This window comes from Fortiea sp. LEGE XX443 (assembly GCF_015206815.1).
GTDB lineage: Bacteria > Cyanobacteriota > Cyanobacteriia > Cyanobacteriales > Nostocaceae > Nostoc_B.
Map to the genome: position 1 here is coordinate 14,609 of NZ_JADEXZ010000005.1, position 25,594 is coordinate 40,202.

The following is a 25,594-nucleotide window of genomic DNA, read 5'->3' on the forward strand; positions in this document are numbered from 1 at the left end:
GCCTCCTGCCTTGTCATAACGACAATTTTTAACACCGACCTACTTAAGTCATTGTCTTTATGAATACAGGTATAAATGTTTTTATCAATTAATAACTCTAAATGCAAAAACCAAAATTAGTTAATCTTCCCAAAGCTACTCGCTACCAAAATGCAGCGATAGATTATTATATGGGACTTACAGATTCTGTCTATCTTCATTACGGGTATTGGGAATCACTACCTAAAAAGGGTGAAGAATTAACTTTAACTAGCTTGCGTGTGGCGCAAATTGCCTATGCAGCTAAACTTTTGAGTTTTATTCCAGAAGGGATAAAAACTGTGCTTGATGTCGGCTGTGGTATCGGTGGTAACGCAGCATATTTATGCGATCGCGGTTTCATTGTTGAGGGATTAGCCCCTGATGCAATCCAACAAGAGAAGTTTATCAAGAATACCAACGGTCAAGTACCTTTCTATTTAACAAGATTTGAAGATTTTCACACCTCAAACTCTTATGACTTGATTTTATTTAGCGAAAGCAGCCAATACATTGCGGCTGTTGATTTAGCTCAAGGTGCGGCTCGTTTATTGGATAATGGTGGCTATCTGCTGCTTGCAGACATGATGCGTTTTAGTGCCGAATACCGAGAAGGTATTTTTTCTAATTGTCATGTCGCCAGCGAACTCCAAGGGGCGTTGGAAAAAGCAGGATTTCAGTTAATCAAGACTGAAGACATTTCCAGCCACATTGCACCAACCATTGACTTATGTGTTGATAACTTCCAGACCTTTGGACTAACAACGGGCAAATATATTGCTGATGTTTTAGCGATCGCTGTTCCACCATTATACGCACTCCTTCGTTGGGCATTTCAGCGTTGGCTAGAAAAGCCAATTGTTGAAGGGTTAGCAGCACGCGCTATTTTTGATAACCATCTGTGTTATTCCATTCAACTTTGGCAGTTATCTAAAAAAGTTTAATTTAAGATGAATCCAGATATAAACACCCAAAATTGGCAACAAACTATGAGCTAGACTAAACAAAATTTAGTTGATTTAATATGCCACGATTTGTTAAATTAATTATCACTATATTGATATCAGGCGCATTCATACTTTTATCCCAGCGAGTTTGGGGACAAGAATGGCTACCTGTGCGTGGTGGTATCCCTTTTGGCATTAGTGGGATAGCGTTGTTAGAACAGCAAAGCGATTCTTTCGATTTTCTGATTGTCCATGATAACAAACAAAAAAATCAAGTTCGTCTAGCAACCATTAGCATTAAAGGTAAGAATACACCTGAGTATTTCCCGGTAAACTGGCAAAGCAAAATAACATTACCTGTAGATTTAGAAGCTTTAACATCAGTTCCCGGAACCAGCAACTCTGCTTTTATCGCTTTAGCGAGTTCGGGAAAAGCCTATCATCTTCAGTTCGAGCCTACCAATAAAACTATTTCTGTAATCAAGGAATTTAATCTCTCAGAAATTCCACCAGGAAGTAATTTTGAAGCTTTTGCCTTGCAAGATATCGATGGCAAGTTAGTTGCTGTTTGGGCGCATCGAGGAGAAGGAGAACAACCAGCTACTATTTATTGGGGAATGCTCGATTTAACTAAATATCAAATAACTCATATAGGTTCTGCTAATTTTACAGTCCCTTTTCCCTCTGGTAATGTGCGCCATATTTCGGATTTAAAAATAGACTCCGGCGGAATTGTATATGTCACTTCAGCTAATGATGCTGGAGATGATGGCCCTTTCCAATCTGCTATATATGTTGCTGGTTACATGGGATTACGTAGTAATAAAATAATTTGGCGGCAGAGTCCACAACTGGTTTCTCTCTACCGCTCTAATTACCACAAAATTGAAGGTATGGAATTAGTACCCGGTACAGCAGGAGGTTTAATTGTGGGTACTGATGATGAAAATTTCGGTTCCTACATCTATATGGTTGGTGGAAATAATTAACTCTTGTAGAGACGTTGCATTGCAACGTCTCTACTCTTTACACATTAAAGCGGAATAACATCACATCCCCTTCTTGGACAATGTACTCTTTCCCTTCACTTCTGACTAAGCCTTTTTCCTTAGCACCATTCATCGAACCATTGGCTACTAAATCATTGTAAGCAACTGTTTCAGCGCGAATAAATCCCCGTTCAAAGTCAGAGTGAATTACACCTGCTGCTTGGGGTGCAGACATGCCAGCATGAATTGTCCAAGCGCGGGTTTCTTTGGGGCCGCTAGTGAAATATGTCCGCAAACCTAACAAGCTGTAAGTTGCCCGAATCAGAGATTTTAAGCCGCCTTCCTTCACACCTAAAGATTCTAAAAAATCAGCTTTTTCTTCTTCGGATAATTCAACTAATTCTGCTTCTACTTGAGCAGAAACTATGACGACTTGAGCATTTTCACCAGATGCAATTTGCCGGACTTTTTCGACAAATTCATTACCTGTTGCCAATTCATCTTCTGAAACATTGGCAGCGTAGATAATTGGTTTATTGGTGAGTAGTCCTAGTCCTTTAATAATTTCTGCTTCTTCTTCATTCAAGCTGACTTGACGCGCAGATTGACCTTCATTTAAAGCCGCAACTAATTTTTCTAGGACTGTGATTTCAAATTGCGCTTCTTTACTAGTGCGTGCTTGTTTGCGGGTGCGTTCAATTCGTCGCTCAATTTGTCCTAAATCTGCTAAACCGAGTTCTAAATTGATGATTTCAATATCCCGCGCTGGATCAACAGAACCCGCAACGTGGATAATGTCATCATCCTCGAAACAACGCACCACATGAACGATCGCATCAACTTCTCGAATGTGAGATAAAAATTGGTTCCCCAGTCCCTCACCTTGACTCGCACCTTTCACCAAACCGGCAATATCCACAAATTCAACACGGGCTGGGATAATTTGTACAGAACCGGCAATTTGCGACAGCACATTTAACCGCTCATCCGGTACTGAGACAACGCCGACATTCGGTTCAATCGTGCAGAAGGGAAAATTAGCAGCCTCAGCTTTGGCATTGGCTACTAAGGCATTAAATAAAGTAGATTTTCCGACGTTGGGAAGTCCGACAATTCCGGCTCTTAGCATTTTGGAGTTTAGATTTTGGATTTTGAATTAAACTACTAAGATAATTCAAACAGGTTCAGGGATGGTTTGGGGAATTGTGCCGGGAACTGTTTGGGGAATTGGCGCTGGGATTGTCTGAGGAATAGGCGCGGGTACAGTTTCCGGTACGGGTTCGGGAATTGCTGGTTGCGGTGTAGGTTCCGGGTTAGGTACGGGGTTTGGTTGCGGAGTGGGAATTTGGGGATCAGGAATCGTAATAGCTTGAATATTAATCATGGGTAGTCTCAATTAATTATCTGACTTTCCCAAGCTAGATGATTACCTCAGATGCTGACATCTAAAAAAAGTCTGAAGTGTAAAGTCTCAAGTATGAAACTGGGCTTTAAACCTCGTCTACTTTGAGAATCGTAGTTTTTTATCGAGATTATGAGATTGCTTCCTTACGTCGCAATGACACAACAGAATAATCAAAAACTCCAGATCCCAACATAGATGAGGTTTAGATCCCCGACTTTTTTAAGAAGTCGGGGATCTTGTGTCTGCTAAGTAATCAGACAGAATTAATTACACAAATTTTTGACTGTAACCTGTAACCTTTAACCTGTCACCTATCTCCACCCATGAATTTTATTGTGTCCGACTACTTATGTACTCTTCCAAGACTAAAAACGCTTCAAACTTCTGCTGGGTGATATTCTTGTTGTCTTTCCACAAAAGTTTGGACACGGTTGCGGTAGTTGCGGATGGTGTCATCTACCCAATCGCGATCGCTACTGTTGACATATAAATGTACTAATGGTTCGCTGGCATCAGGTAAAACTAATAGCCAATTGTCATCGTAAGGTTGACCAATTTTCACTCCATCGATGAGTTCCAGGTTTTGGACTGGGTGAGTTTCTACCAAGTAACGCATTAATGCACCCTTGGCTGTCCAGGGACAGCGGATGGTGTGTGTGCGATGAATCACACGGGGTAATTCTGCGCGAACAGTAGCGAGCGATCGCTCCTGAATTGTCAGCATTTCAATAATCTTGGCAATGCAAAACATGGAATCAAATCCCGGATGCAGTTGCGGGAAAATAAACCCAGTCTCGCCACTACCGCCTAACACGACATTGGAATTTCTTTGACAAGCTTCCATCAAAGCTGTGGGGTTGGCTTTGGTGCGAATCACTCTCCCATCGTGGCGACGGGCGACTTGTTCCACCGCGCTGGAGGCGTGAACTGGTACAACTACCGTGCCTCTGGGGTTAGATGTTAAAATCATGTCCACCATCAGTGCGGTTAACATTTCCCCCCGAATCGGGAAGCCTGATTCATCTACTAAAATTAGCTGTTCGCCATTAGCTGAGACTTGCACACCAAAATTAGCCTTCAGTGCTTCTACTACATGACCTAGCTGTGTTAACAAGGCTTCGCGATCGCCTGTGGTGACAGCATGTTTATTTAAGCTGGCATTTAGTACCACTGCATCCGCGCCAAATTTATCTAGCATTTGGGGTAAAACTGCACCCGACACCGCATAAACATAGTCAATCACTACTTTGGCTCGACTGTTGCGTAAGGTAGAAACATGCAATAGTTTCTCAAAAGCCGTGCAGTAACGGTCAATAACTTGGCTGGGGTAAGCGACATCACCAACTTCATGAATCAGCGCCCGTCGCATATCCTCTTTAAAGTAAGCCCCTTCAATTTTCTTTTCTTGGGCTTTGGAAATGTTAATCCCCTTAGCATCCATGAATTCAATCAAAATATAGTCGGGGCGATCTGGATGTACTCGCACATGAATACCGCCAGCCACCGACATTGTGGGGATAACTGTACGGGCGATGGGGATAGCTGTAGCATCGAGATTTTGAATATAAACCCCAACGGACATCAAACCTGCAATGAGCGATCGCGTTACCATGCGAGAAATATTCCGCTGATCTCTAGAGACTGTAACTTTAGAACCAGGTTTTAAGGTAGAACCATAAGCAGAACCCAACCGTACAGCAAATTCTGGGGTAACGTCGATATTGGCTAATCCTTGCACACCACGTTGCCCAAATAAATTTCGTTGGGCGGTGTTCCCCCAAATCAGGTTGATGTTTAAAATCGCACCAGACTCAATTTTTTTACTAGGCCAAACACGCACGCCAGTATTAATTTGCGCTTCTTCTCCTACAGTAGATAGCGAACCCACTACAGCAGCTTCTAATACATGGGCGCGGCGATCTACACGACTACCACGAGAAATTACACAGGCGCTCAGATGTGCTTCTTCCCCAATAATTGCGCCATTCCAGACAATCGGACGTTTGAGATTGGCATCAGCACCAACAGTCACGTTATCACCAATCACAGTTCCGGCTTCAATCTGTACTCTAGCCCCAATGCGGCAATTGTCACCGATAATTGCTGGAGTTTCAATACTAGCAGTCTGGTCAACAAAAGTATTTTGACCTACCCAAAAACCAGGCGAAACTTCTTTATAAGCAAAATCTAGTTTTACCTTACGATCTAACGCATCATATTGAGCTTCCCGATAGGCATCTAAATGACCAACATCACACCAATAACCTTGGGCAATGTAACCATACATTGGCTCATTTTTTGCCAAAAGTAAGGGAAACAAATCTTTAGAGAAGTCAGATTCAGTATTAGCTGGTAAATAATCCAAAACTTCTGGTTCAAGAATGTAAATACCAGTGTTAACGGTATCTGAAAAAATTTCGCTTGTAGATGGTTTTTCTAAAAATCGCTTAATTTTGCCGGCTTCATCGGTAATTACTACCCCAAACTCTATGGGATTAGGAACCCTAGTTAAAATCAAAGTGGCTTTTGATTGTTTTTGTTTGTGAAATTCAATCGCTGCTGTTAGGTCAAAATCCGTTATGCTATCACCGCTAATCACTAAAAAAGTTTCATCCAGAAGTTCGGCAATATTTTTCACACAGCCTGCTGTACCAAGTGGCTGATCTTCTTCGACAGCGTAGGTCATTTGTACACCAAAATCACTGCCGTCTTGAAAGTAGTCTCGCAAGACATCAGGTAAATAATGCAATGTGGCAATTACTTCGCTGATGTGATGTCTTTTGAGAAGATTAATAATGTGTTCGGCAATGGGACGATTGAGAATCGGCACCATAGGTTTAGGTAAATCGCAAGTTAACGGACGAAGCCGTGTCCCCGAACCGCCTGCCATCAGTACTGCACGCATAAATCCTCCTAAGTTATTTGCAGCATTAGCTGCTTGCAGACCCTTGAGAGTATTGTCTTTCTTTAGTGTCTTATAGATGTTCTGATTTATGGAACTTCCACAAGAGGCATCTAATAAGTGTTAAGCATATTTACTCAACACACTAGCCTTATTTGTCTAGAAAAAATTAAGAAATGTTTCTAGCAATCAAGTTTACTTATTATGACAGTTTCAAAGGCTTTAAAGGTAATAAGCCAGCCAAAAAAAGCAGGTAGAAATATAGAATAATCTATTTATTTTTGACTTGTATAATTTGGTTTTTATTATAGCTATGTTTTATTGTGGCAATAGATACTTAGTTAACTAGCTATAATATCAGAGCCTACTTTACATTGGAATGACAGAATATATTATTAAGTCTCTCAAGAGTCTGAAGTATAATTTATTTAGTATAAATTAAGAATTGCTGAGATATTTTGACAATTCTTAACTTAAATTGTGTCAGTAGCGAACGGAGTTCATCGCCATGAGCAACTTAATTGTATTTTTTTTGATAGTAGGTTATGTGGGTATTGGTTGGAAGTTTTGGAATGGATTTACGCGGACTAATTTTACGCCATCTTTACCCAATCGCATTGCTTTATCTTTGTTATGGCCAGTATTCATAGTAAATAAATCCTATCGGCGCAACTTTAGAAAAGCGTTGAAAGGTTAGGTGTTATTTTTAAGTTTGAGCGCCTATATCTTAATCCAGTTTAGTTAGTAGTTGGGGTAGGATGAAAAGCCTACCTTTTAACTTTCGTAAATTAGGACTTAGTTTTTGGTAGTGTAGGTGCTTTTAGTTTAATAAAACTTAATTTAATACTTCAACTTCATGAGCAATGCTTGTAGGTTGAGGAATAGGCAAACCATCTTCTAGCATTGCTTCTAGATGAAATTCAATAGCTTCCGCAATCAATATTTTAACCTCATCTAAAGTTTCACCCACAGCTACACAACCGGGTAAATCTGGTACATAAGCACCGTAGCTAGTCTCTCCTTTCTCAATTACTACTGTATAACGCATCAGTTTGCCTCCAATTGAGCCTGTCTCCAGATACTTTTTAAAGTACCAATTGGTACGTCTACACTCGACTTACCAGACACTGTTACTGTACCAGCTTTATCAGGATGTTTAAACTGACGATGGCTACCTTTAGTTCTTGCTAGATACCAACCATCTGCTTCTATAATTTTGATAACTTCGCAGACTTTCATACCACTACTGATCTGTATATTGTAAATTTCCGATACAGATAGAGTGCCTGATTGAGACAGGAAAATCAACGGTTTTTTGTCCGTCTTTTTGACGGTGGTTAATTACAATATTAATAATTTACCTATTTCTTAACCAATAGGTAAATTACCAGGATTGACTGCATGAATGTATTCACTACCAGAGTGGGGTCTGCCTCTTTTATAACTAGCTTCTTCGGGATTGCCCCATCCTAGCTGTAAAATCATTTCTAGAAAATTAGAATTTTCCCACTTCCATAAACTTGCCCATTCGGTTCTTTGAGCAATTCTTTCGACATCAGATGTGGTAATTTGTTGGTATTGCTTACTGTTATTAAAACTCAAATATAAATCCATATCCGCAGTAACTTCATACCAAAAATTCAATATAGAATTTTTTGCGGATTGTAATATTGCCATGTCACTAGTTAGGGCTATTAATTGAGTATCTACTTCTGGATAGCGCAAAATTTTACCTTTAACTGTCATCTCGCGCCAGACAATACCTGAAACGTGATGTTCTCTTTGATAATCGTGAATAGCCGTCTTAAAATCTTGATAGGCAGTAAACTTTTGGAACCCATCAGTTCTGATAAACTGGTCTATTACAGGATTGCCAGAGACTGTTACCTCTAACTTCAGACGCTCCCCCTTCAGACAAGCTTGGCGTTCGGCTGCCAAAATTTGGATTAGCTCTTCGGTAATGTAAACTTTTGACATCAGAACCTACTCTTTTTGTCATTAGTTATTAGTCAATAGTCAATAGTTTTGAACTTTGGGCTATTGATTAATTTCCCCTTTTGTTAAAACTGGTTATTTAAACATTATCCTTTGCATGATGGGTGATGCAGTAGCCGACAGTACTAAAAATTAAGGTAGACCATCTCGGTCTACCCTGGCACTTAAGTAGGTCGGTGTTAAAAATTGTCGTTATGACAAGGCAGGAGGCAGAGGGCAGAAGGCAGAAGGGAAGAGGTTTTCACGCTACTTTACTTTCCGTTACATAGTTCGGTTTATTTGCACCTTTCTACTTATTTCGCTAACTCACTACTAAATTCATTGAATGAGCGCCTTTTTAATTGTACTGATTCAGTACGAGGTAATAAATCAAACACTTCTCTAAATTTATCGTCTATTTCCTCATAAGGTACTTGACCCTTTTTGTTTAAAACTACTTGGCCTGACTGATTAAACACTACAACTTGAGGCACAGCACCAGAGTAGTAGTATCCTGGTTCTGTTGGATCATATTTCTCTTTGGGTGCGATCGTATCGACATCAATTGGTATTATTTCTGCTGCTCGACCGTAGAATTCCTGCACCTGAGAAATTACAATGGCGTATTTTTTGCAATCGCTACTGTCATCAACATAAAAAGCCAAAAATGCGGGTTTATGTTCTTCTAGAGTCTGTGCTAATGTCTGTCTTGGTGGAACCAAGGAACCATTGCCAGAATAAACTACAAACATATTGCCATCGTAAATATCATCATTAATACCAGCAAAAGCGGGCTTGATACTGAACAACAGTACACAAACAAGCAACAACAGGCATTTAGATACCAACCGTCGCCAGTCAGCAATTCGTTTTTGTAAAAAAAGAAACTTTGGGTTATTCATCAAAAGGAACCTTGTAAGCTACGATTTGTCGTAAGTTTGTGCTGAATTTGGCAACCTGGGTTGGATATGTAATTACACCCGCGCACTCTTTTTTAAGATAACGTCTCAAGGATGAAGTATGAAGTATGAAGTGTGAAAAATAAATTTTAGACTTCACACTTCATACTTTCCCTAGTGCTGGCTTTTTGAGTCAAGATTCGCTAAACTCACAAGATTAAATTTACAACTACATTAATTAGCAACCATCAGAAGATTAAGGTAAAGAAGTGGGAAAAAAAATCAACCTGATAGATAGACTGCGACTGGGTTTTGCAGTATCGGCGGCTAAAACTGTAACATTTGCGGTGCGATCGCTGCGTTTGGGTGCTGCTAGTGTATTACCAGGGTCGATTGCTCGTCGCATTGAACCTCGACTCTTGGAATTATTGAGTCAGCAGGTAAAAAATGGCGTGATTCTGATTGCTGGGACGAATGGTAAAACTACCACTTCGCTGCTTTTAAAAACAATTCTGGAAAATAAAGGCTACCGCATCGCTCATAACTCCACAGGTGCAAATCTAGAAAATGGCTTGATGACAGCGCTACTAGAAGACACTAACTTGGTGGGTACGCTGGATGTTGACTACGCCATTTTGGAAGTAGATGAGAATATTGTACCGAAGGTTTTAACACCGCTTCAGCCGCGAATTATTCTCTGTTTAAACTTGTTCCGCGACCAACTCGACAGATACGGGGAAGTAGACACTATTAGTAAGCGCTGGACGAAGGTAATTTCGACTCTCCCACAGGAAACGGTGGTAATTCCGAATGCTGATGACCCGACGTTATCTTACCTCGGCCAGCAGTTACCTCAACGGGTGTTATTCTTTGGGTTGAATGAGCCAGAACAATATCTTGAAGCGATTCAGCACGCTGTTGATTCTATCTATTGTCCCAATTGTGGGCATTCTTTAGATTACCAAGGCGTTTACTTATCCCACCTGGGAGATTTTACTTGTCCGAGTTGTGGTTTTACTAAGAGTAAACCAACTTTAGAAAGCGGCGAATGGGGACAAATCCTTGTTGGTTTGTATAACAAATATAATACTTTAGCTGCTGCCACTGCTGCTATTGAATTGGGCGTTGATGAAACAACAATTAGAGATAGTATTAATAACTTCCAAGCTGCTTTTGGTCGCGCGGAAGATTTAGTAATTAACGGTAAAAAGGTCAGAATTTTATTATCAAAAAACCCTGTTGGAACAAACGAAACCATTCGGGTAGTGAATCAAAGTACAGACAAAACTACATTGATGGTGTTGAACGATCGCACACCCGATGGTACTGATGTATCCTGGATTTGGGATGTGGATACAGAAAAATTAGTCGAACGCGGCGGAACTATTGTCGTGAGTGGTGATCGCGTCTATGATATGGCCTTACGTCTGCGTTATAGCGAAAAGTCTACCGAAAGCCAATTAAATTTAATTGTAGAAGCAGATTTACGTCAAGCGATCGCAACTGCACTCAAAAATACACCAGATAATGAAACTTTGCACATTCTACCTACTTATTCTGCCATGCTAGAAGTGCGTGAAGTGTTGACTGGAAGAAAAATTCTTTAGGAATAGGGAATGGGAAATTGGGAATTGAGAAGCTTTTTTATAATCTTTCTCATCTCCCTCATCTTTCTCACTTCCTAAACTAAATAAATGGTATTCGGGACAATAGGAAAGAAAGCGTATTCATACCAAGCAGTCCAGATAAAACTTCTCAACCACCGTTGACGCTTTTCGGGATTGAATTCATACTCAAATACCCCACGAGATGTATCAATAGAAGATAAATGAGAATTGCAACCACAACCATGCTGATAAGTAAAGCCATATTTAGAGGCTATACTTTGCACCTTCATTTGCATCGCAAAAACCTTACCTGCGTGTAATATCGCATCCCAAGAACGCTTATGTTTGATATCACGCTTATCAAACCTTAAAGCGCGTTCTTCAAATACATGATCGCGGTAAATTGGTGCTAAATGCACATGATAAAAACTAGCAGGTAGTTCATAGCCAAATTCTTGAAAAAGTTCTATTCCTATCCGAGCTACTTTTACTTCATTGGCAAACTTTTCTCCCTTTGATTCTACATATTGAAGCAGTGTAGCAAAATCTGGATAGCTAGTTTTGATAAAGTCATAACCATAAAATTCTAGGGTTTCCCAAGCTAACTTTTCAAATAGCTGGGAGAATGATGATTTGAGATATTCTAGTTCTGGACGTTCGTTAAATAAGTCAACATCACCCTGTTCTAACTTATATTGAAATAACTGTGCCATCTCAACATAGCTTTGTGGATCAGGGATTCCCACATTTGCCAATCCTTTAGCAATATCTTGCCACACAGAAGGTAGTTGAGACAAAGGAACTGCATTTTCAAATGCAATTACTGTCAAATTGGGAGCTTCAATTGCTTGCATATAATCTCCGTTTTAGATATTCACAATTTGTTGCTTAGTTAAACAAAGTTAACTTTTGCGGAATTTGAAAAAACAGTGTAACTGTTTACCCAGTATTTAGTAAATTTACAGTTACCTGTGGAGATTATGACTGTCTGACAATCACAAAACTGTGACCTAAAATACTGAAGCCTGGCGACAATTGCTATATGTCCATCCAAAAATTTTAACTACCAAACCCATTACCGAGGGCGGATTTACGATATGCTGACCCCAGCGTTTCCGGTTTTGGATATGCACCGGATTCTGCAACCATAGGGAGAAAAAAGTTATAAATTATCAGTTATGAGTAAAAAGTTATGAGTTCTCAACAATTAGAATTAACAATTGGGTGGCTGTATCCGACCTTGATGAGTACCTATGGCGATCGCGGTAATGTTATCACTATAGAACGTCGCGCCCAGTGGCGGGAATACAGCGTCAAAGTATTACCTCTAGACCAAAACTCCACCGCTGAAGATATTAAATCTGTAGATGTGATTGTTGGCGGTGGCGCACAAGACCGCCAGCAAGAAATCGTCATGCGTGACTTGCAAGGTGTAAAAGCCGACGCAATGCGCGAGAAAATTGAAAATGGTACACCAGGCGTATTTACCTGTGGTTCACCGCAACTGCTAGGACATTATTACGAACCAGGACTAGGACAGCGGATTGAAGGCTTAGGGATACTCGATTTAGTTTCTGTCCATCCCGGCGAAAATACCAAACGTTGCATCGGTAACTTGGTAATTGAAGTTACAGCCTCACGCCTAGCACAAGATTTAGCAGAAATGACAGGTAGCAAACCTTATCTAGTCGGTTTTGAAAATCACGGTGGACGTACTAAGTTAGGAAAAGTGGAAGCCTTGGGACGTGTGGTGTATGGCTTAGGCAATAATGGCGAAGATGGTACAGAAGGCGCATTTTATCAGAATGCGATCGCAACTTATTCTCATGGCCCTTTGTTACCAAAAAATCCTTTTGTTGCTGACTGGTTAATTCAAACAGCATTGCGATTGAAATATCAACAACCCGTCACACTCAAACCATTAGAAGATGATTTAGCAATGCAAGCACGAGAAGCCATGTTTAAACGCTTGAAAGTTGAAATACCATCTTCTTGATTACAAACATCACGACATTCATAGAAAATTCGTGAGCAATAAGATCCCCGACTTCTTTAAGAAGTCGGGGATCTGAGCCTCTTCAAGTTTACAAATCAAATAGGATTGCTATATTAGCCCTGCTGTAACGTTTTCTCTTTGCTTTCCTTACGTAAATACCGCTATACTTAGCCAGGTGGACAATATAAATTTGATGCTAAATCAAGGCAGAGTCTGGACTTGAGAGATTTTATTTTCTTGTGAATTTTGTCCACCTGCTGATTTTTTTATAAAATTGCAGATTTATCTTATGGCTGACTCCACGCCGCCTTTTAGTATCAATGATGTATTAGAGAATATCAAGAAAACGACAGAAGCGATCGCTGGTTTTGTACAAACGGTAGCGGGATGGGTTCGGGAGAAGAAATGGGTTGAACTGATTTGCTTGATTCTGTCTACTATGATTCTCGCTTGGCTGTCGAGGGCTGCGATCGCTAATTTTTTAGGCGAACAAAATTCTCGATGGTTTCTCTGGATTTGTCTGGTTGCCGGGATAATGTTTATCGCTGCGGTTGTTGTTGCTGTTTTCGTTAAACCATCCCTATCTAATGCTGCACAAAACCCTGTTGAACGTCAGGCGATTAAAGGTTTATTGTCTTTTACCGCAACGGATGCAGAAATTTTTAGTAAGTTGCAGCGCCATCAAGATATTAGGAATTGTTTAAGGATTCTCAATAATGCTAACTTTCGCTTAGGGATTTTGTGGGGTGAATCGGGATGTGGCAAAACCTCGTTTTTACAAGCAGGTTTAATTCCGCAACTGGAAAGCGAACAGGGAATTTATATCCAGTTTACCGATAAAGACCCGTTAATCACAGTGAAAAAGACGTTAAACAAAGAATTAAAATTAAATTTATCTGGTGAAGAAATTGAGCAATTAGACTTGATTGCTGTTCTCAATCAAAGTATTGCCACAGTCCAAAAACCCTTAATTCTCTTTTTTGATCAATTTGAACAGTTTTTTGTTCATTATCAATCAGCAGATGCTCGTCGTCCTCTTATTGATGCCTTAAATAATTGGTATGGCAATGAGGAAATTGCTGTCAAGATTTTAATGAGTTTTCGCTCAGATTTATTTTATCAACAACATGAACTTCAGCAAGTTTTGGGTTATTCTCTTGATTCTAAGAATAGTATTAAGCTAAAAAAGTTTTCTGTAGAACAAGCAACCAAAGTTTTAGAGGAGATTGCCAAAGCAGAAGATATAGAATTTGAGCGCCGCGATATAGAAACCTTTGTCGAACAAGAATTAGTCGATAGAGGAAAGGATAAATCTGATGAGCCGATTTCTCCTGTAGATATTCAAATTCTTTCTTTAGTAATTAGCGATCAAAAAACAACCGAAATCCGCAAATTTGACAAGGATGCTTTAAATAAAATTGGCAGATTTGAAGGCTTATTATATCAATATCTTGAGGGACTATTAACCCTGCGAGAACAATCAACCACATCAGCCCAAAAAGAAGCGGTGATGAAGCTGCTTTTGGAGTTAATTGATTCTAATGGATTGACAAGGGCGGGGGCATTTACTCTAGCTCAATTGCAAGACAAACTCAAGCCGATAGGCGCAAAAGATATCCAAGATGCAGTACGTTGGCTAGAGCAAGAGCGTTTAATTATGCCGTTGCAACAAGAAGATGAAACTGCCTATCAATTAGCACATGAGCGGATGATTCCGGCGGTGCTGAAGCTATCAGGAAAGATTTTGCCCAAGGCAGATAAGGCGAATGAATTACTCAATAAACAGGTAAAAATTTGGATAGATAGTCACCAAAATCCCCGTTATTTATTAGGCTGGCGGGAGTTATGGTTAATTGAACAGCAGAAATCTTATTTGATGTGGGGAGACAGGCAAAAACAAAAAGAAAAGCTCATCCACAAAAGTAAACAGCGAATTTATCGCAATTTTGGGATTATTGGGTTTATTGCCGTTTTAGGAATGGGTATTTGGGGGTGGTTAAACTATACAATTTTGGGGCAACTAACTCAAATTCGCAGGCAGTTAACTAATGCCAGTGAACAAATCAACAATCCTGGCTATCAAGGAGCAGCTATTTCCGCCTTTGCTAAGGATCAAAATTTCGCTCAAGCGTTGAAACTTGCCAACAAGATTACCGAATCCTCTGACAAAGCCTCTGCCTTAAGTGCCATTGCCGAAACCTACAGCAAACTCAACAACCAACAAAAAGCAGCCGAGTTGCTGCAATCTGCCCTCGACTCTGCCAACAAGATTCCCGAATCCAATTTCAAAGCCTCTGCCTTAAGTGCAATTGCCGAAGTCTACAGCAAGTTCAACCAACAAAAAGCTGCTGATTTGCTGAAATCTGCCCTCAACTCTGCCAACAAGATTACTGATTCCTCTTACAAAGCCTATGCCTTAAGAGCCATTACTGAAGCCATTGGCAAACTCAACAACCAACAAAAAGCAGCCGAGTTGCTGCAATCTGCCCTCGACTCTGCCAACCAGATTACCGAATCCTATTCCAAAGTCGATGCCTTAAGTGCCATTGCCGAAGCCTACAGCAAACTCAACAACCAACAAAAAGCAGCCGAGTTGCTGCAATCTGCCCTCGACTCTGCCAACAAAATTACCAAATCCAATTTCAAAGCCTCTGCCTTAAGTGCCATTGCCGCAGCCATTGGCAAACTCAACAACGAACAAAAAGCTGACGAGTTGCTGCAATCTACCCTCGACTCTGCCAACAAAATTACCGATTCCATTTACAAAGCCTCTGCCATAAGCGCCATTGCCAAAGCCTATAGCAAACTCAACAACCAACAAAAAGCAGCCGAGTTGCTGCAATCTGCCCTCGACTCTGCCAACAAAATTACCGATTCCAATTACAAAACCCTTGCCTTAAGACCTATTGCCGCAGCTATTGGCAAACTCAACAACCAACAAAAAGCAGCCGAGTTGCTGCAATCTGCCCTCGACTCTGCCAACAAGATTCCCGAATCCATTTTCAATGCCGATAACTTAAGTGACATTGCCGCAGCCATTGGCAAGCTCAACAACCAACAAAAAGCAGCCGAGTTGCTGCAATCTGTCCTCGACTCTGCCAACAAAATTACCGATTCCTCTAACAAAGCCTCTACCTTAAGAGCCATTGCCGAAGCCTATAGCAAACTCAACAACCAACAAAAAGCCGCCGAGTTACTGCAAACTGCCCTCGACTCTGCCAACAAGATCACCAATTCCACTTTCAAAGCCGATGCCTTAAGTGCCATTGCCGAAGCAGAAGCAAACCTGAAAAACTGGGGACAAGCTCTCAAAGTCGTGGAAGGATGTAAACAATACAAAGATTGTGAGGTAGATTCCTTGGCAAGGGTTTTAACAATTCATGCCGAGCAGCAGCGTCCGCAATTGAAGGAAGAAACTACTGAGGAGTAAAGAAAAAGTTTGATATGTCAGCAAAACACCAATACGGTTGAGTTAACGTGAATTCGATGAGTGCTTCCAGCCCCTCTCCTTGTGGGCTACAGTGTACACACAAGTCTTATCAAGTTGTCTAGTAGCATTTCGATCCCCCCTAGCCCCCCTGCTTAAAAAAGGGGGGAATTCAATTCAAAGTCCCCCTTTTTAAGGGGGATTTAGGGGGATCTTTAAGACGATTTAGCAAAACACAACCCCGACTGTAGAGAAAAATCGGGGTTGTGGTTTCAAGTTATGCGGTTAAAATTTGGCGGATTAAAATACTCATCACTTCATCAGGGTTATCTGTGGATAATAAAGGACTCCAATCACCGACATTTGCATAACCCACTGCTTGCAAGTAATGTATTGTGCTGGTGACAGCTTTAGGAGAACCAATCAATAAATGTTTAATGCGTTCTCTTTTAGGAAATGACTGGGGAACAGACTGTTGATTTTCAGGATTTTCTCTTTCTTGTGCCATGATCATAATCGACTCCTAATTTAGGTGTTGAAAGAAAGGCGATCGCAGACTCTGGCGTGAGGGGCGATCGCCTTTCTCATATCTTTAATATTAAAGTATAAATTTATACAAGTCAATCACTAAAATAAAAATATCTCCAACAAAAATATCCCCAATTTTCAGGAAAAATCGGGAATTTAATGACTAGTTAGTATTTGTATTAATTACTACTTATTAAAAATAAAGAGAATCACCGCATTGAAATTTTGGCTAATGCTCAGGAAGTGATGCAAGCTTTTAAAGATGCAACAGCAAAGAGGGGAAGGGTTGATGATTTGATCGCTGATTTACTTTAAAGATTCAAATAAAATGTGCGGATGAATCTGCAATGAACCTAACCAAAAATCAATGGGCAAAGTCATGTCATTTTTTAGGCTTTATTTGTCTTTCTCCAGGTAGCTTAATTCTGCTGTAAATATTATGCCTTTTCCAATTTTAGGAAAAGGCAGGATAGAAAAAAGCGAATTTTTCAGTGTTTAATTTCCAGATTGAGGATATAAGATCCCAGTTGAACTTTTTCTGCCCACAATTCATATTCCAGCCGCAACCTCTCTGGGAATTGTTTGCCAATAAGTGTCAATGTTTTCGTAAAATTGCGTAAGCGAATCGGATTATGGGGTTGCAATGATTCGGTTGGTAGCCAATAACGGCTAACACCATACACGCCTTGTTCCCAGAAGTGACGGTAACTCACTTGATCATTACCTTGCATAGTCATAATTACCCGATACGGAGAAATTTCCAGCCACAAAACTCTGGGACTGCTGGGAACGGAAGTATTGCTTGTGCGGTGGGGCAAGATTTCCTCTACACTTGGGGAAGTTTCCACTTCGCAGGTAATGAGAGGTGGTGCAGTTAACAGTAAATGAAATCGTTCAGTATCTTTCTGATACAGTGTTCCGGCAGTTTCTACCACTGACCAGAAAGGCAGGTCAGTGGAAATTAGTGATAAGCACACAGGCTTGCGATGATGGGTCAGCATGGGAGCAATAGGGGCTAACAACTATTGAATAACAAGATGAAATTAATACCAGGGAGTTTAGCAGTCCAGAACCAGCAACTAAAATAGTAAAACATGCTTCATCTTAACTGAATATGCTGATTTGGTAAGCTAAATATATAAACACAAAAATAAGTTAAATCTCAATTAAAATATTAAAAACAACATTTTTTTTCATAAATAGGTAACTTTAAATACCGTGAATAAATACTTGTACTTTTATGAATTTTAGATTTTGCAACGAACAATTGAAATCACACACTAGTTACTACAACAGCAGACCAACTGTGTCGGGAAGAAAGTGTGTTGCGTAGCTGCTTGAGTGGAACCTCCCTACCGGTTGCGAGAACGGATTCGCCGAAGGTTAAACTAGTAATACCAATATAACGATAGGATACTAGGGAAGAAGTACTTAGTAGCGGCAAACTAAGTCGCAAAGAAACTTCCAGTATATTTAAAAGCTAGTTTATTCTAATGTCGGCTTCAGTTATAACTCTAGAAACACAAGAAGACTTATCTCATAAGTTAATTATTCAGCCACCAGCTGTTGGTTTATCTCTACAGGGTAGCATTCGAGTCCCAGGAGATAAATCAATTTCTCATCGGGCTTTGATGTTGGGTGCGATCGCCCAAGGTGAAACCGAAATTTCGGGTCTGCTTTTAGGAGAAGATCCCCGCAGCACTGCTAGTTGTTTTCAGACTATGGGTGCGGAGATTTCGGAACTGAATACAGAATTGGTACGAGTAAAAGGCATTGGTTTAGGGAACTTGCAAGAACCAGTGGATGTGTTAAATGCTGGTAACTCTGGCACTACACTACGTCTAATGTTGGGGCTTTTGGCTTCTCATTCAGGACGCTTTTTTACTGTGACTGGTGATAGTTCCTTGCGATCGCGTCCCATGTCGCGGGTGGTCAAACCGCTGCAACAAATGGGGGCGGAAATTTGGGGACGCAAGGGTAATTCTCTCGCACCTTTGGCCATTCAAGGACAAGCCCTTAAACCAATTCACTATCAATCTCCCATTGCCTCTGCCCAAGTTAAATCTTGTATATTGCTGGCAGGTTTAATCACCGAAGGTCAAACCACCGTCACCGAACCAGCCCTTTCCCGCGACCACAGCGAACGAATGCTACGGGCATTTGGGGCAGAATTAACTACAGACCCCGAAACCAATAGCGTCACGATTACTGGTTCTGCCCAATTGTACGGGCAGAAAGTCGTAGTTCCCGGCGATATCAGTTCCGCTGCTTTTTGGTTAGTGGCTGGGGCAATTGTACCGGGTTCGGAACTGTTAATTGAGAATGTCGGCGTGAATCCCACCCGTACAGGCATCTTGGAAGCATTAGCACTGATGGGTGCAGATATCCAACTAGAAAATCAGCGCCAAGTCGCCGGGGAACCAGTAGCCGATTTAAGAGTGCGTTCTAGTCGTTTGCAAAGCTGCACCATAGCTGGAGATATCATCCCCAGATTAATTGATGAAATTCCGATTTTGGCAGTAGCGGCGGTATTTGCCAAAGGTACAACGGTAATTAAGGATGCTGAGGAATTACGAGTTAAAGAAAGCGATCGCATTGCGGTGATGGCGCAGCAACTCAATAAAATGGGAGCCAAAGTTACCGAATTACCCGATGGAATGGAGATTGTCGGTGGTACACCCTTGGTAGGTACTGAGGTTGACAGCCATACAGATCATCGCATTGCCATGAGTTTAGCGATCGCATCTCTAGTAGCCAAGGGAATTACCACCATTCACCGCGCCGAAGCAGCTGCCATTTCTTATCCTAATTTCACTGCTACTCTGCAACAAATTTGCAGTAATTGAAGCAGAATCTAGAATTTAGCTAGTAGGGTATGTTGTCGCATAGCGCAACACACCCTAATTTTTATATCTCCAGATATTAATTCTGCGTAATACCATTTCACCAAAAATTTGATACAAATACATGCCATGTAGAGACACGATATATCGCGTCTCTCCAAAATTCATGTACATCGTAATTAACGTGAAATGGTATAACCAAAAATCCTTGTTTTCATCCCTAAATTCAGCAACGCCAAAAAATAAAATTAGATATGCACTGCATACCTAATCCTGGATTCTTGTAATATTTAATTAATGTGGAATAATTAACCGAATCTACCACTAACGTAATTGCGGGTATCTTCTTGTTGGGGATTATTGAAAATCGCTTCAGTCGCATCATACTCAACCAAATAGCCGATCCGACCACCTGTTTCTGTAGGGCGCACGTTGAAAAAAGCTGTCTTGTCAGAAACCCGCGCCGCCTGCTGCATATTGTGAGTAACAATAACGATGGTATATTGCTCTTTCAGTTCATGAATTAGCTCTTCAACCCGCAAGGTAGAGATGGGATCTAAAGCAGCGCAAGGTTCATCCATCAGGATAATTTCTGGTTGAACTGCGATCGCCCGCGCAATACATAATCTTTGTTGCTGTCCACCTGACAAAGACGAACCATTTTGCCGTAGTTTATCTTTGACTTCATCCCACAAAGCTGCTTGGCGCAAACTCCGTTCTACCAATTCATCCAGATTACCTTTGTAGCCATTGATTTTAGCCCCAAAAGTAATATTGTCATAAATTGATTTCGGAAATGGGTTTGGTCTTTGAAACACCATCCCAATTCTGCGACGCACCTCTACAGGGTCGATATCGGAAGCATACAAGTTTTTCCCGTAATAAAAAACCTTGCCTTCTGCTCTAAAGGAATCGATCAAGTCATTGAGACGGTTGTAGCATCGTAGCAGTGTACTTTTACCACAGCCAGAAGGGCCAATAAAGGCTGTCACCTTATTTTTGGGAATGTCCAGCCAAATATTTTGTAATGCTAAAAATTTGCCGTAATAAACGTTCAGGTCTTCTGTACGTAATACGGTGTCGGTGCTATTCACTGTGCTAATGTTAGTAGCCATAAAGGGTCTAATTTAAGTATTTGGGATGGCAATGCAAAGAGTTGCTTGTTGGGGTGTAATTAGAGCTAGTAAAATACGGCGTAAATAAGCAGGCCATTTGAAATGGGTAAAAAGCTGGCAGTATAAGTATTTTTTCTTTTTACTTTTGCCTTTTTACTTTTACCTTTTTATACTAGGCTTTTTGGCGAGTTGCCCACCGGGCAAAGATACTGGTAATTAACACCATTAACACTAATATTAAAGATGCTGCCCAAGCTAATGACTGCCAATTTTGGAATGGAGAAATCGCAAAGTTAAACACCAAAACAGCCAAAGAAGCTGTTGGTTGAAGTAAGCTATTGGGCCAGAAGGTAGAGAATAAAGCAGTAAATAGTAAGGGAGCAGTTTCACCAGAAGCTCTGGCGATCGCTAAGGTTGAACCAGTTACAATGGCTGGTAATGCAGCTGGTAATACAACTTGTGTAACAGTTTGAAAGTTAGTCGCACCTAAACCTACAGATGCTTGTCGTAAATCCTGCGATACTAGCTGTAACGCTTCATCAGTTGTTTTAACAATAATTGGCAACATCAAAATTGCCAAAGCAAATCCTCCACCAAGCGCTGAATACGAACCTAAGTTCAGCTTTACTAATGTCAAAACCACAATTCCATATGCGAACACCCCAGCAATAATCGAAGGCACTCCACTCAAGACATTAGTAGCAAAACGTACCCACCTAGCTATATTACCAGAACTAAATTCAGTTAAGTAAATTGCTGCAATCACACCGAAGGGGATGCTAATTAAAGCTGCAATCCCCACCATCAGCAAAGTTCCGATAATAGCATTACCAAAACCGCCTCCTGGTCTGAGGGGTGCAGGCGGCAATTCAGTGAACACGCTGAGATTAAGACTGCTAAAACCGCGAATTAGAACATAAGAAAGTACTGCCACCAAAGGCACTAGTACCAAAACTCCACAGACAAATGCCACTCCGGTCATAACTGTATTAAACAGTGTCCGAGGAGACATCGCGGCACGAGTTAAATCCCTTTCAGGATAATCATAAGTCATAATTTAACCCACAACTAAGCTACACTCGCTTGACTCGGAAAACAATAAAATCTGCCAAAATATTGACTATCAATGTAAGTACAAACAAAACTAAGGCAGCGTACATTAAAGCTGCAACTTGCAAACCACTAGCTTCTGCAAATTGATTTGCTAATAAAGAAGAAATTGTGTTGGCTGGAGCTAACAGTGAGGGACTAATATTATTGGAGTTACCAATCAACATTGTGACTGCCATTGTCTCTCCCATTGCCCGACCAAGTGCTAACATCACAGCACTAACAATCCCAGAAAAGGCAGATGGAATCAGTACTTGAAAAATCGTTTCCCAACGTGTTGCGCCTAATCCTATAGATGCTTGGCGTAAACTAGATGGTACAGAAATCAAGGCATCTCTAGATATAGCTGTGATAATTGGCAAAGTCATAATTGCCAAAATCATCCCCGCAGGTAACATCCCCGGGCCAGAAGGAGGGGTGCTAAAAAGGGGAAACCAGCCAAAGTATTGATGTAGCCATTTGCCCACGTTGGTTACAATTGGGATTAATACAAAAATTCCCCATACTCCATAGACAACGCTGGGAATAGCAGCGAGAAGTTCTACCAAGAACACCAGCACTAATCTGACTTTAGATGGCAGAAAATTTTCACTCAATAAAACAGCCGTACCAACGCCTATAGGCACAGCAATTAGTAGACCAACTAAAGAACTAACTAGAGTTCCGTAAATCTGAGGTAACACCCCATAATTATCATTAACTGGGTTCCAAGTGCTATTGGCTAAAAAGCTCAAACCAAATTGTTGGATGGCAGGCCAAGCAGCAATGGTAACCTGTACAGCAATCCATAATAAAGTGGCCGCAACTGCCAATGCAAAAACCTTAGTCAGCAAAATGAAGCCCCGATCCAAAGACTGATCGAGATCAGAACGATTTCTGATTGCTGCTGATGGCAAATCTTGAGAATTTGTAGTCATGAATACTGACTTTATAGATTAAATCGAAGAAAAATGTGAGAAAGAACCAGCTTAGTAAAATTATCTCTATAGCGTCTTGAAAAATTGAGACATCGACAAGTCATAGTTAATAGTTAAAATTTTTACTATTAATTAATCAATTTTTGACCGTAGATGCCTCGTGTAAGTAAGTACTAATGTTTTTTAAACGCTACTTGCTGGCGTTGGTGTTGTTACCATCAACCGCAATTTTATAGTCTGGACTGATTTGATCAGCCGCAGCAGCTACTTTTTGAACAACGTTTTGCGGTAGAGGAACATAACCTAATTCTGGAGCTACTTTCTGACCTTCAGTTAAACCGTACTCGATCATAGCTTCTACTGCTTTGGCTTTGGCAGCATCAGGATATTTCTTGTAAACCATAATCCAAGAGTAGGTGACTATAGGATAAGAATCTGCACCTTCTGGATCTGTAATGAAGGCACGGAGATTTTCTGGTAGAGTTACAGCTTCCAATGTTTTGGCTGCTGACTCATCTGTAGGCATAACAAATTTGCCATCTTTGTTTTCTAAAGCCGCAACTTTGAGATTATTTTGTTTGGCATAGCCGTACTCAATGTAACCAACAGAACCTTGAGTTTGTTGAATTTGGGCAGTCACACCTTCATTACCCTTACCACCAACACCCACTGGCCAGTTAACGGTTTTGCCATCACCAACTTTAGTCTTCCACTCAGGACTGATGGCGCTCATGTGTTGTGTAAATACACCTGTAGTACCACTGCCATCAGAACGATAGATAACTGTGATTGGTTGGTTGGGAAGCTTGGCATCTGGGTTAGCAGCCTTAATTTTTGGGTCGTCCCAAGTTTTAATTTTGCCCAACAAGATATCAGTGTAAACAGCCCGTGGTAGCTTCATTTCTGGAACATCGGGCAAGTTGTAAGCCAGGACAATGCTGCCTGCTGTCATGGGTAATAAAAGTACACCCTTATCTTGAGGCACTTTTTGTATTTCATCATCTTTCATGGCAACGTCGCTGGCACCAAAGTCTACAGTGCCTTTGACAAATTGCTCAACTCCAGCACCACTACCCACTGACTGATAGTTAATTTGTAAATTGGGGTATTTTTTGTTTAAGTCTGTGAACCAACTTGCATATAATGGGGCGGGAAAGGAAGCTCCTGCACCAGTTAGTGCAACGTTGCCACCAAGATCCAATTTAACTGGGCTGGAGGCTGTAGCATCTTGAGCTGTGCCAGCAGGTGTTTCTTTTGTAGCAGAACTGTCTGAGCCTTGCTGTCCGCCACAAGCAGCTAGACTAAATGTCAGTAATAACACTGCTGTTGAAGCTGCAAAGCGGTTATTTTTTATTGCGTGTAGACGTGATAGCATTGGTGTTACTTTTCAGTAAATTTCCATGTGAGCGCTTCTAACATAATCCTAAAGAAGAGATGCGTAGGTAAACGGAAGGTTAAGAACGAGAAAAAAAGTGTATTATTTTAACTAAACTTTACAATTTTCACAGTTACCTAATTGATAAAATTTATACTTAACTGTGTTTCAGGTTACAGGGAAGCCCTAGTAGAGCTAATACATTAATACATATCTATGGACAACGCTTTAACAGTAGAAAGTACCGTACTGTTTATATTGCTACTTTTCCAACTACCAGCAGCGGCGATTCTGCTGTCGCGTCTGCTAAAAGGGCCGGGAAGACTGCCTCCAATTCAACCCCAGCAGCCAACACCGGAGCTTTTAGGTAATGTCAGCGTTGTTGTTCCTACGTTAAACGAAGCTCGCCGGATCACTCCTTTATTATCGGGCTTGAGTCAGCAAAGCTACGAAGTGAGAGAAATTATCGTTGTAGATAGTAACTCCCAAGATGGGACTCCTGACTTAGTAAAAGCTGTACAACAGAAAGATCCACGCTTTCGCGTGATGACAGATGATCCCTTACCTTCTAATTGGGTAGGTCGTCCTTGGGCGCTACATAACGGCTTTTTGCACAGTTCAGAAGATAGCGAGTGGTTTTTGGGGATGGATGCTGATACTCAACCACATCCAGGTTTAGTTGCTAGTTTAGTCCAGGCTGCAATAGCACAAGGCTATGATTTGGTGTCACTCTCACCTCAGTTCATTCTTCAGTATCCGGGGGAGTGTTTGTTGCAACCAGCTTTATTGATGACTTTGTTGTATCGCTTCGATCCGGCGGGGATTAGAACTGAGCAACCAGAAAGGGTGATGGCAAATGGGCAATGCTTTTTATGTCGTCGTTCTGTTTTAGCGGCTGTGGGTGGTTATACCAGCGCCAGTAGTTCCTTTTGTGATGATGTCACTTTGGCGCGGTATATTGCGGCTCAAGGATATAGAGTAGGTTTTTTAGACGGGGCAAATGTACTGAAGGTGCGGATGTATGAGGGGGCGCTAGAGACTTGGAAAGAGTGGGGGCGCAGTCTCGATTTGAAAGACGCATCGACATCTGGACAAATTTGGGGAGATTTATGGCTACTTTCAGCAGTGCAAGGTTTACCCCTGCTGATTTTACTTTTTTACTTGATTTTTCCCCAGCCTATTTTACTTCCTCTGCTTTTATTGCTGGGGTTGAATGGATTTTTGTTGCTGATTCGCTTTGGAATGTTACTGGCGATCGCACCTTCATATGATCGCAAAACTGCTAAAGCTGGCTGGTTATTCTGGCTATCTCCTTTAGCTGATCCCATCGCCGTGTTACGCATTTTCTTATCTGCGTTCCGCACTCCACGGGAATGGCGGGGGAGGAAGTATGGTGATGATTCATTCCCAATTCAATAACGCAATCAGAAAATGAGGTAATATTTTTGGCTCTCCAGAAAACTTTTAGGAAAGGAAATAGTATCAAATTGTAGAGTATTCAAAATTCTCTATTTTGTTTTAATCCTTGTCTAAAACAGAGTA

General features: G+C 41.0%; 22 protein-coding genes. 8 read left to right on the forward strand and 14 right to left on the reverse strand.

The features are described from left to right. The first annotated feature begins 101 nt into the window (after window positions 1–101). On the forward strand, window positions 102–962 hold the full coding sequence (locus IQ259_RS03610) for a class I SAM-dependent methyltransferase (protein ID WP_193880959.1): 861 nt from the start codon (window positions 102–104) through the stop codon (window positions 960–962). 80 nt (window positions 963–1,042) lie between these two features. After that, entirely contained in the window at window positions 1,043–1,954 is a 912-nt protein-coding gene (locus IQ259_RS03615) for a hypothetical protein (RefSeq protein ID WP_193880962.1), read from the forward strand. Window positions 1,955–1,991: 37 nt separating this feature from the next. On the opposite strand, the gene ychF is transcribed toward IQ259_RS03615, so the two are convergent. From ychF to IQ259_RS03630, 3 genes are all read right to left on the reverse strand, one after another. Then, a complete protein-coding gene (gene ychF / locus IQ259_RS03620) occupies window positions 1,992–3,083 on the reverse strand; it encodes a redox-regulated ATPase YchF (RefSeq protein ID WP_193880965.1) in 1,092 nt (363 codons plus the stop codon). A gap of 45 nt (window positions 3,084–3,128) precedes the next feature. Beyond that, window positions 3,129–3,338, reverse strand: coding sequence for a hypothetical protein (locus IQ259_RS03625; protein WP_193880967.1), 210 nt, complete (start codon window positions 3,336–3,338; stop codon window positions 3,129–3,131). A gap of 397 nt (window positions 3,339–3,735) precedes the next feature. Next, window positions 3,736–6,264 carry a mannose-1-phosphate guanyltransferase gene (locus IQ259_RS03630; RefSeq protein ID WP_193880969.1) on the reverse strand — a complete coding sequence of 843 codons (2,529 nt, stop codon included), beginning with the start codon at window positions 6,262–6,264 and terminating at the stop codon, window positions 3,736–3,738. Between the two features lie 505 nt (window positions 6,265–6,769). On the opposite strand from IQ259_RS03630, the gene IQ259_RS03635 reads away from it, so the two are divergent. Then, window positions 6,770–6,958 carry a hypothetical protein gene (locus tag IQ259_RS03635; RefSeq protein ID WP_193880971.1) on the forward strand — a complete coding sequence of 63 codons (189 nt, stop codon included), beginning with the start codon at window positions 6,770–6,772 and terminating at the stop codon, window positions 6,956–6,958. A 138-nt stretch (window positions 6,959–7,096) separates the two neighbouring features. Here the strand turns inward: IQ259_RS03635 and IQ259_RS03640 are convergent, their stop codons facing one another. The 4 genes from IQ259_RS03640 to IQ259_RS03655 form a co-directional block, all read right to left on the reverse strand. Next, complete coding sequence (locus IQ259_RS03640; protein WP_193880973.1) at window positions 7,097–7,309, reverse strand: type II toxin-antitoxin system HicB family antitoxin; 213 nt, start codon at window positions 7,307–7,309, stop codon at window positions 7,097–7,099. Further along, on the reverse strand, window positions 7,309–7,500 hold the full coding sequence (locus IQ259_RS03645; RefSeq protein WP_193880976.1) for a type II toxin-antitoxin system HicA family toxin: 192 nt from the start codon (window positions 7,498–7,500) through the stop codon (window positions 7,309–7,311). Before IQ259_RS03645 ends, IQ259_RS03640 begins: the two co-directional genes overlap by 1 nt. Window positions 7,501–7,629: 129 nt before the next feature. After that, complete coding sequence (locus IQ259_RS03650; RefSeq protein WP_193880978.1) at window positions 7,630–8,238, reverse strand: hypothetical protein; 609 nt, start codon at window positions 8,236–8,238, stop codon at window positions 7,630–7,632. 311 nt (window positions 8,239–8,549) lie between these two features. Continuing rightward, window positions 8,550–9,137 (reverse strand): thylakoid membrane photosystem I accumulation factor, encoded by a 588-nt coding sequence (locus IQ259_RS03655; RefSeq protein WP_193880981.1) that lies wholly within the window; start codon window positions 9,135–9,137, stop codon window positions 8,550–8,552. 266 nt (window positions 9,138–9,403) lie between these two features. Between IQ259_RS03655 and IQ259_RS03660 the strand changes: the two genes are divergently transcribed. Beyond that, on the forward strand, window positions 9,404–10,741 hold the full coding sequence (locus IQ259_RS03660; protein WP_193880984.1) for a Mur ligase family protein: 1,338 nt from the start codon (window positions 9,404–9,406) through the stop codon (window positions 10,739–10,741). 74 nt (window positions 10,742–10,815) lie between these two features. Here IQ259_RS03660 and IQ259_RS03665 read toward each other — a convergent pair whose 3' ends face one another. After that, window positions 10,816–11,595, reverse strand: coding sequence for a hypothetical protein (locus IQ259_RS03665; protein ID WP_193880987.1), 780 nt, complete (start codon window positions 11,593–11,595; stop codon window positions 10,816–10,818). Window positions 11,596–11,933: 338 nt separating this feature from the next. On the opposite strand from IQ259_RS03665, the gene IQ259_RS03670 reads away from it, so the two are divergent. Then, window positions 11,934–12,737 (forward strand): type 1 glutamine amidotransferase, encoded by an 804-nt coding sequence (locus IQ259_RS03670; protein ID WP_193880990.1) that lies wholly within the window; start codon window positions 11,934–11,936, stop codon window positions 12,735–12,737. Window positions 12,738–13,026: 289 nt separating this feature from the next. After that, window positions 13,027–16,167: a tetratricopeptide repeat protein gene (locus IQ259_RS03675; protein WP_193880994.1), complete on the forward strand. Its 3,141-nt coding sequence runs from the start codon at window positions 13,027–13,029 to the stop codon at window positions 16,165–16,167. A 274-nt stretch (window positions 16,168–16,441) separates the two neighbouring features. Here the strand turns inward: IQ259_RS03675 and IQ259_RS03680 are convergent, their stop codons facing one another. Both IQ259_RS03680 and IQ259_RS03685 read right to left on the reverse strand, forming a co-directional pair. Further along, entirely contained in the window at window positions 16,442–16,672 is a 231-nt protein-coding gene (locus IQ259_RS03680; protein ID WP_193880997.1) for a hypothetical protein, read from the reverse strand. A 508-nt stretch (window positions 16,673–17,180) separates the two neighbouring features. Next, window positions 17,181–17,693 carry a hypothetical protein gene (locus IQ259_RS03685; protein WP_193881000.1) on the reverse strand — a complete coding sequence of 171 codons (513 nt, stop codon included), beginning with the start codon at window positions 17,691–17,693 and terminating at the stop codon, window positions 17,181–17,183. A 492-nt stretch (window positions 17,694–18,185) separates the two neighbouring features. Here IQ259_RS03685 and aroA point away from each other — a divergent pair, with 492 nt between their 5' ends. Beyond that, entirely contained in the window at window positions 18,186–19,538 is a 1,353-nt protein-coding gene (aroA, locus tag IQ259_RS03690) for a 3-phosphoshikimate 1-carboxyvinyltransferase (RefSeq protein WP_193881003.1), read from the forward strand. 305 nt (window positions 19,539–19,843) lie between these two features. Here the strand turns inward: aroA and pstB are convergent, their stop codons facing one another. The 4 genes from pstB to pstS form a co-directional block, all read right to left on the reverse strand. Then, on the reverse strand, window positions 19,844–20,650 hold the full coding sequence (gene pstB, locus IQ259_RS03695) for a phosphate ABC transporter ATP-binding protein PstB (protein WP_193881005.1): 807 nt from the start codon (window positions 20,648–20,650) through the stop codon (window positions 19,844–19,846). 172 nt (window positions 20,651–20,822) lie between these two features. Next, entirely contained in the window at window positions 20,823–21,704 is an 882-nt protein-coding gene (pstA, locus tag IQ259_RS03700) for a phosphate ABC transporter permease PstA (protein ID WP_193881008.1), read from the reverse strand. A 19-nt stretch (window positions 21,705–21,723) separates the two neighbouring features. After that, entirely contained in the window at window positions 21,724–22,677 is a 954-nt protein-coding gene (pstC, locus tag IQ259_RS03705; RefSeq protein ID WP_193881011.1) for a phosphate ABC transporter permease subunit PstC, read from the reverse strand. A gap of 190 nt (window positions 22,678–22,867) precedes the next feature. Further along, complete coding sequence (gene pstS / locus IQ259_RS03710) at window positions 22,868–24,052, reverse strand: phosphate ABC transporter substrate-binding protein PstS (RefSeq protein ID WP_193881013.1); 1,185 nt, start codon at window positions 24,050–24,052, stop codon at window positions 22,868–22,870. Between the two features lie 216 nt (window positions 24,053–24,268). Here pstS and cruG point away from each other — a divergent pair, with 216 nt between their 5' ends. Further along, a complete protein-coding gene (cruG, locus tag IQ259_RS03715) occupies window positions 24,269–25,471 on the forward strand; it encodes a 2'-O-glycosyltransferase CruG (protein WP_193881016.1) in 1,203 nt (400 codons plus the stop codon). Window positions 25,472–25,594: the final 123 nt, after the last annotated feature.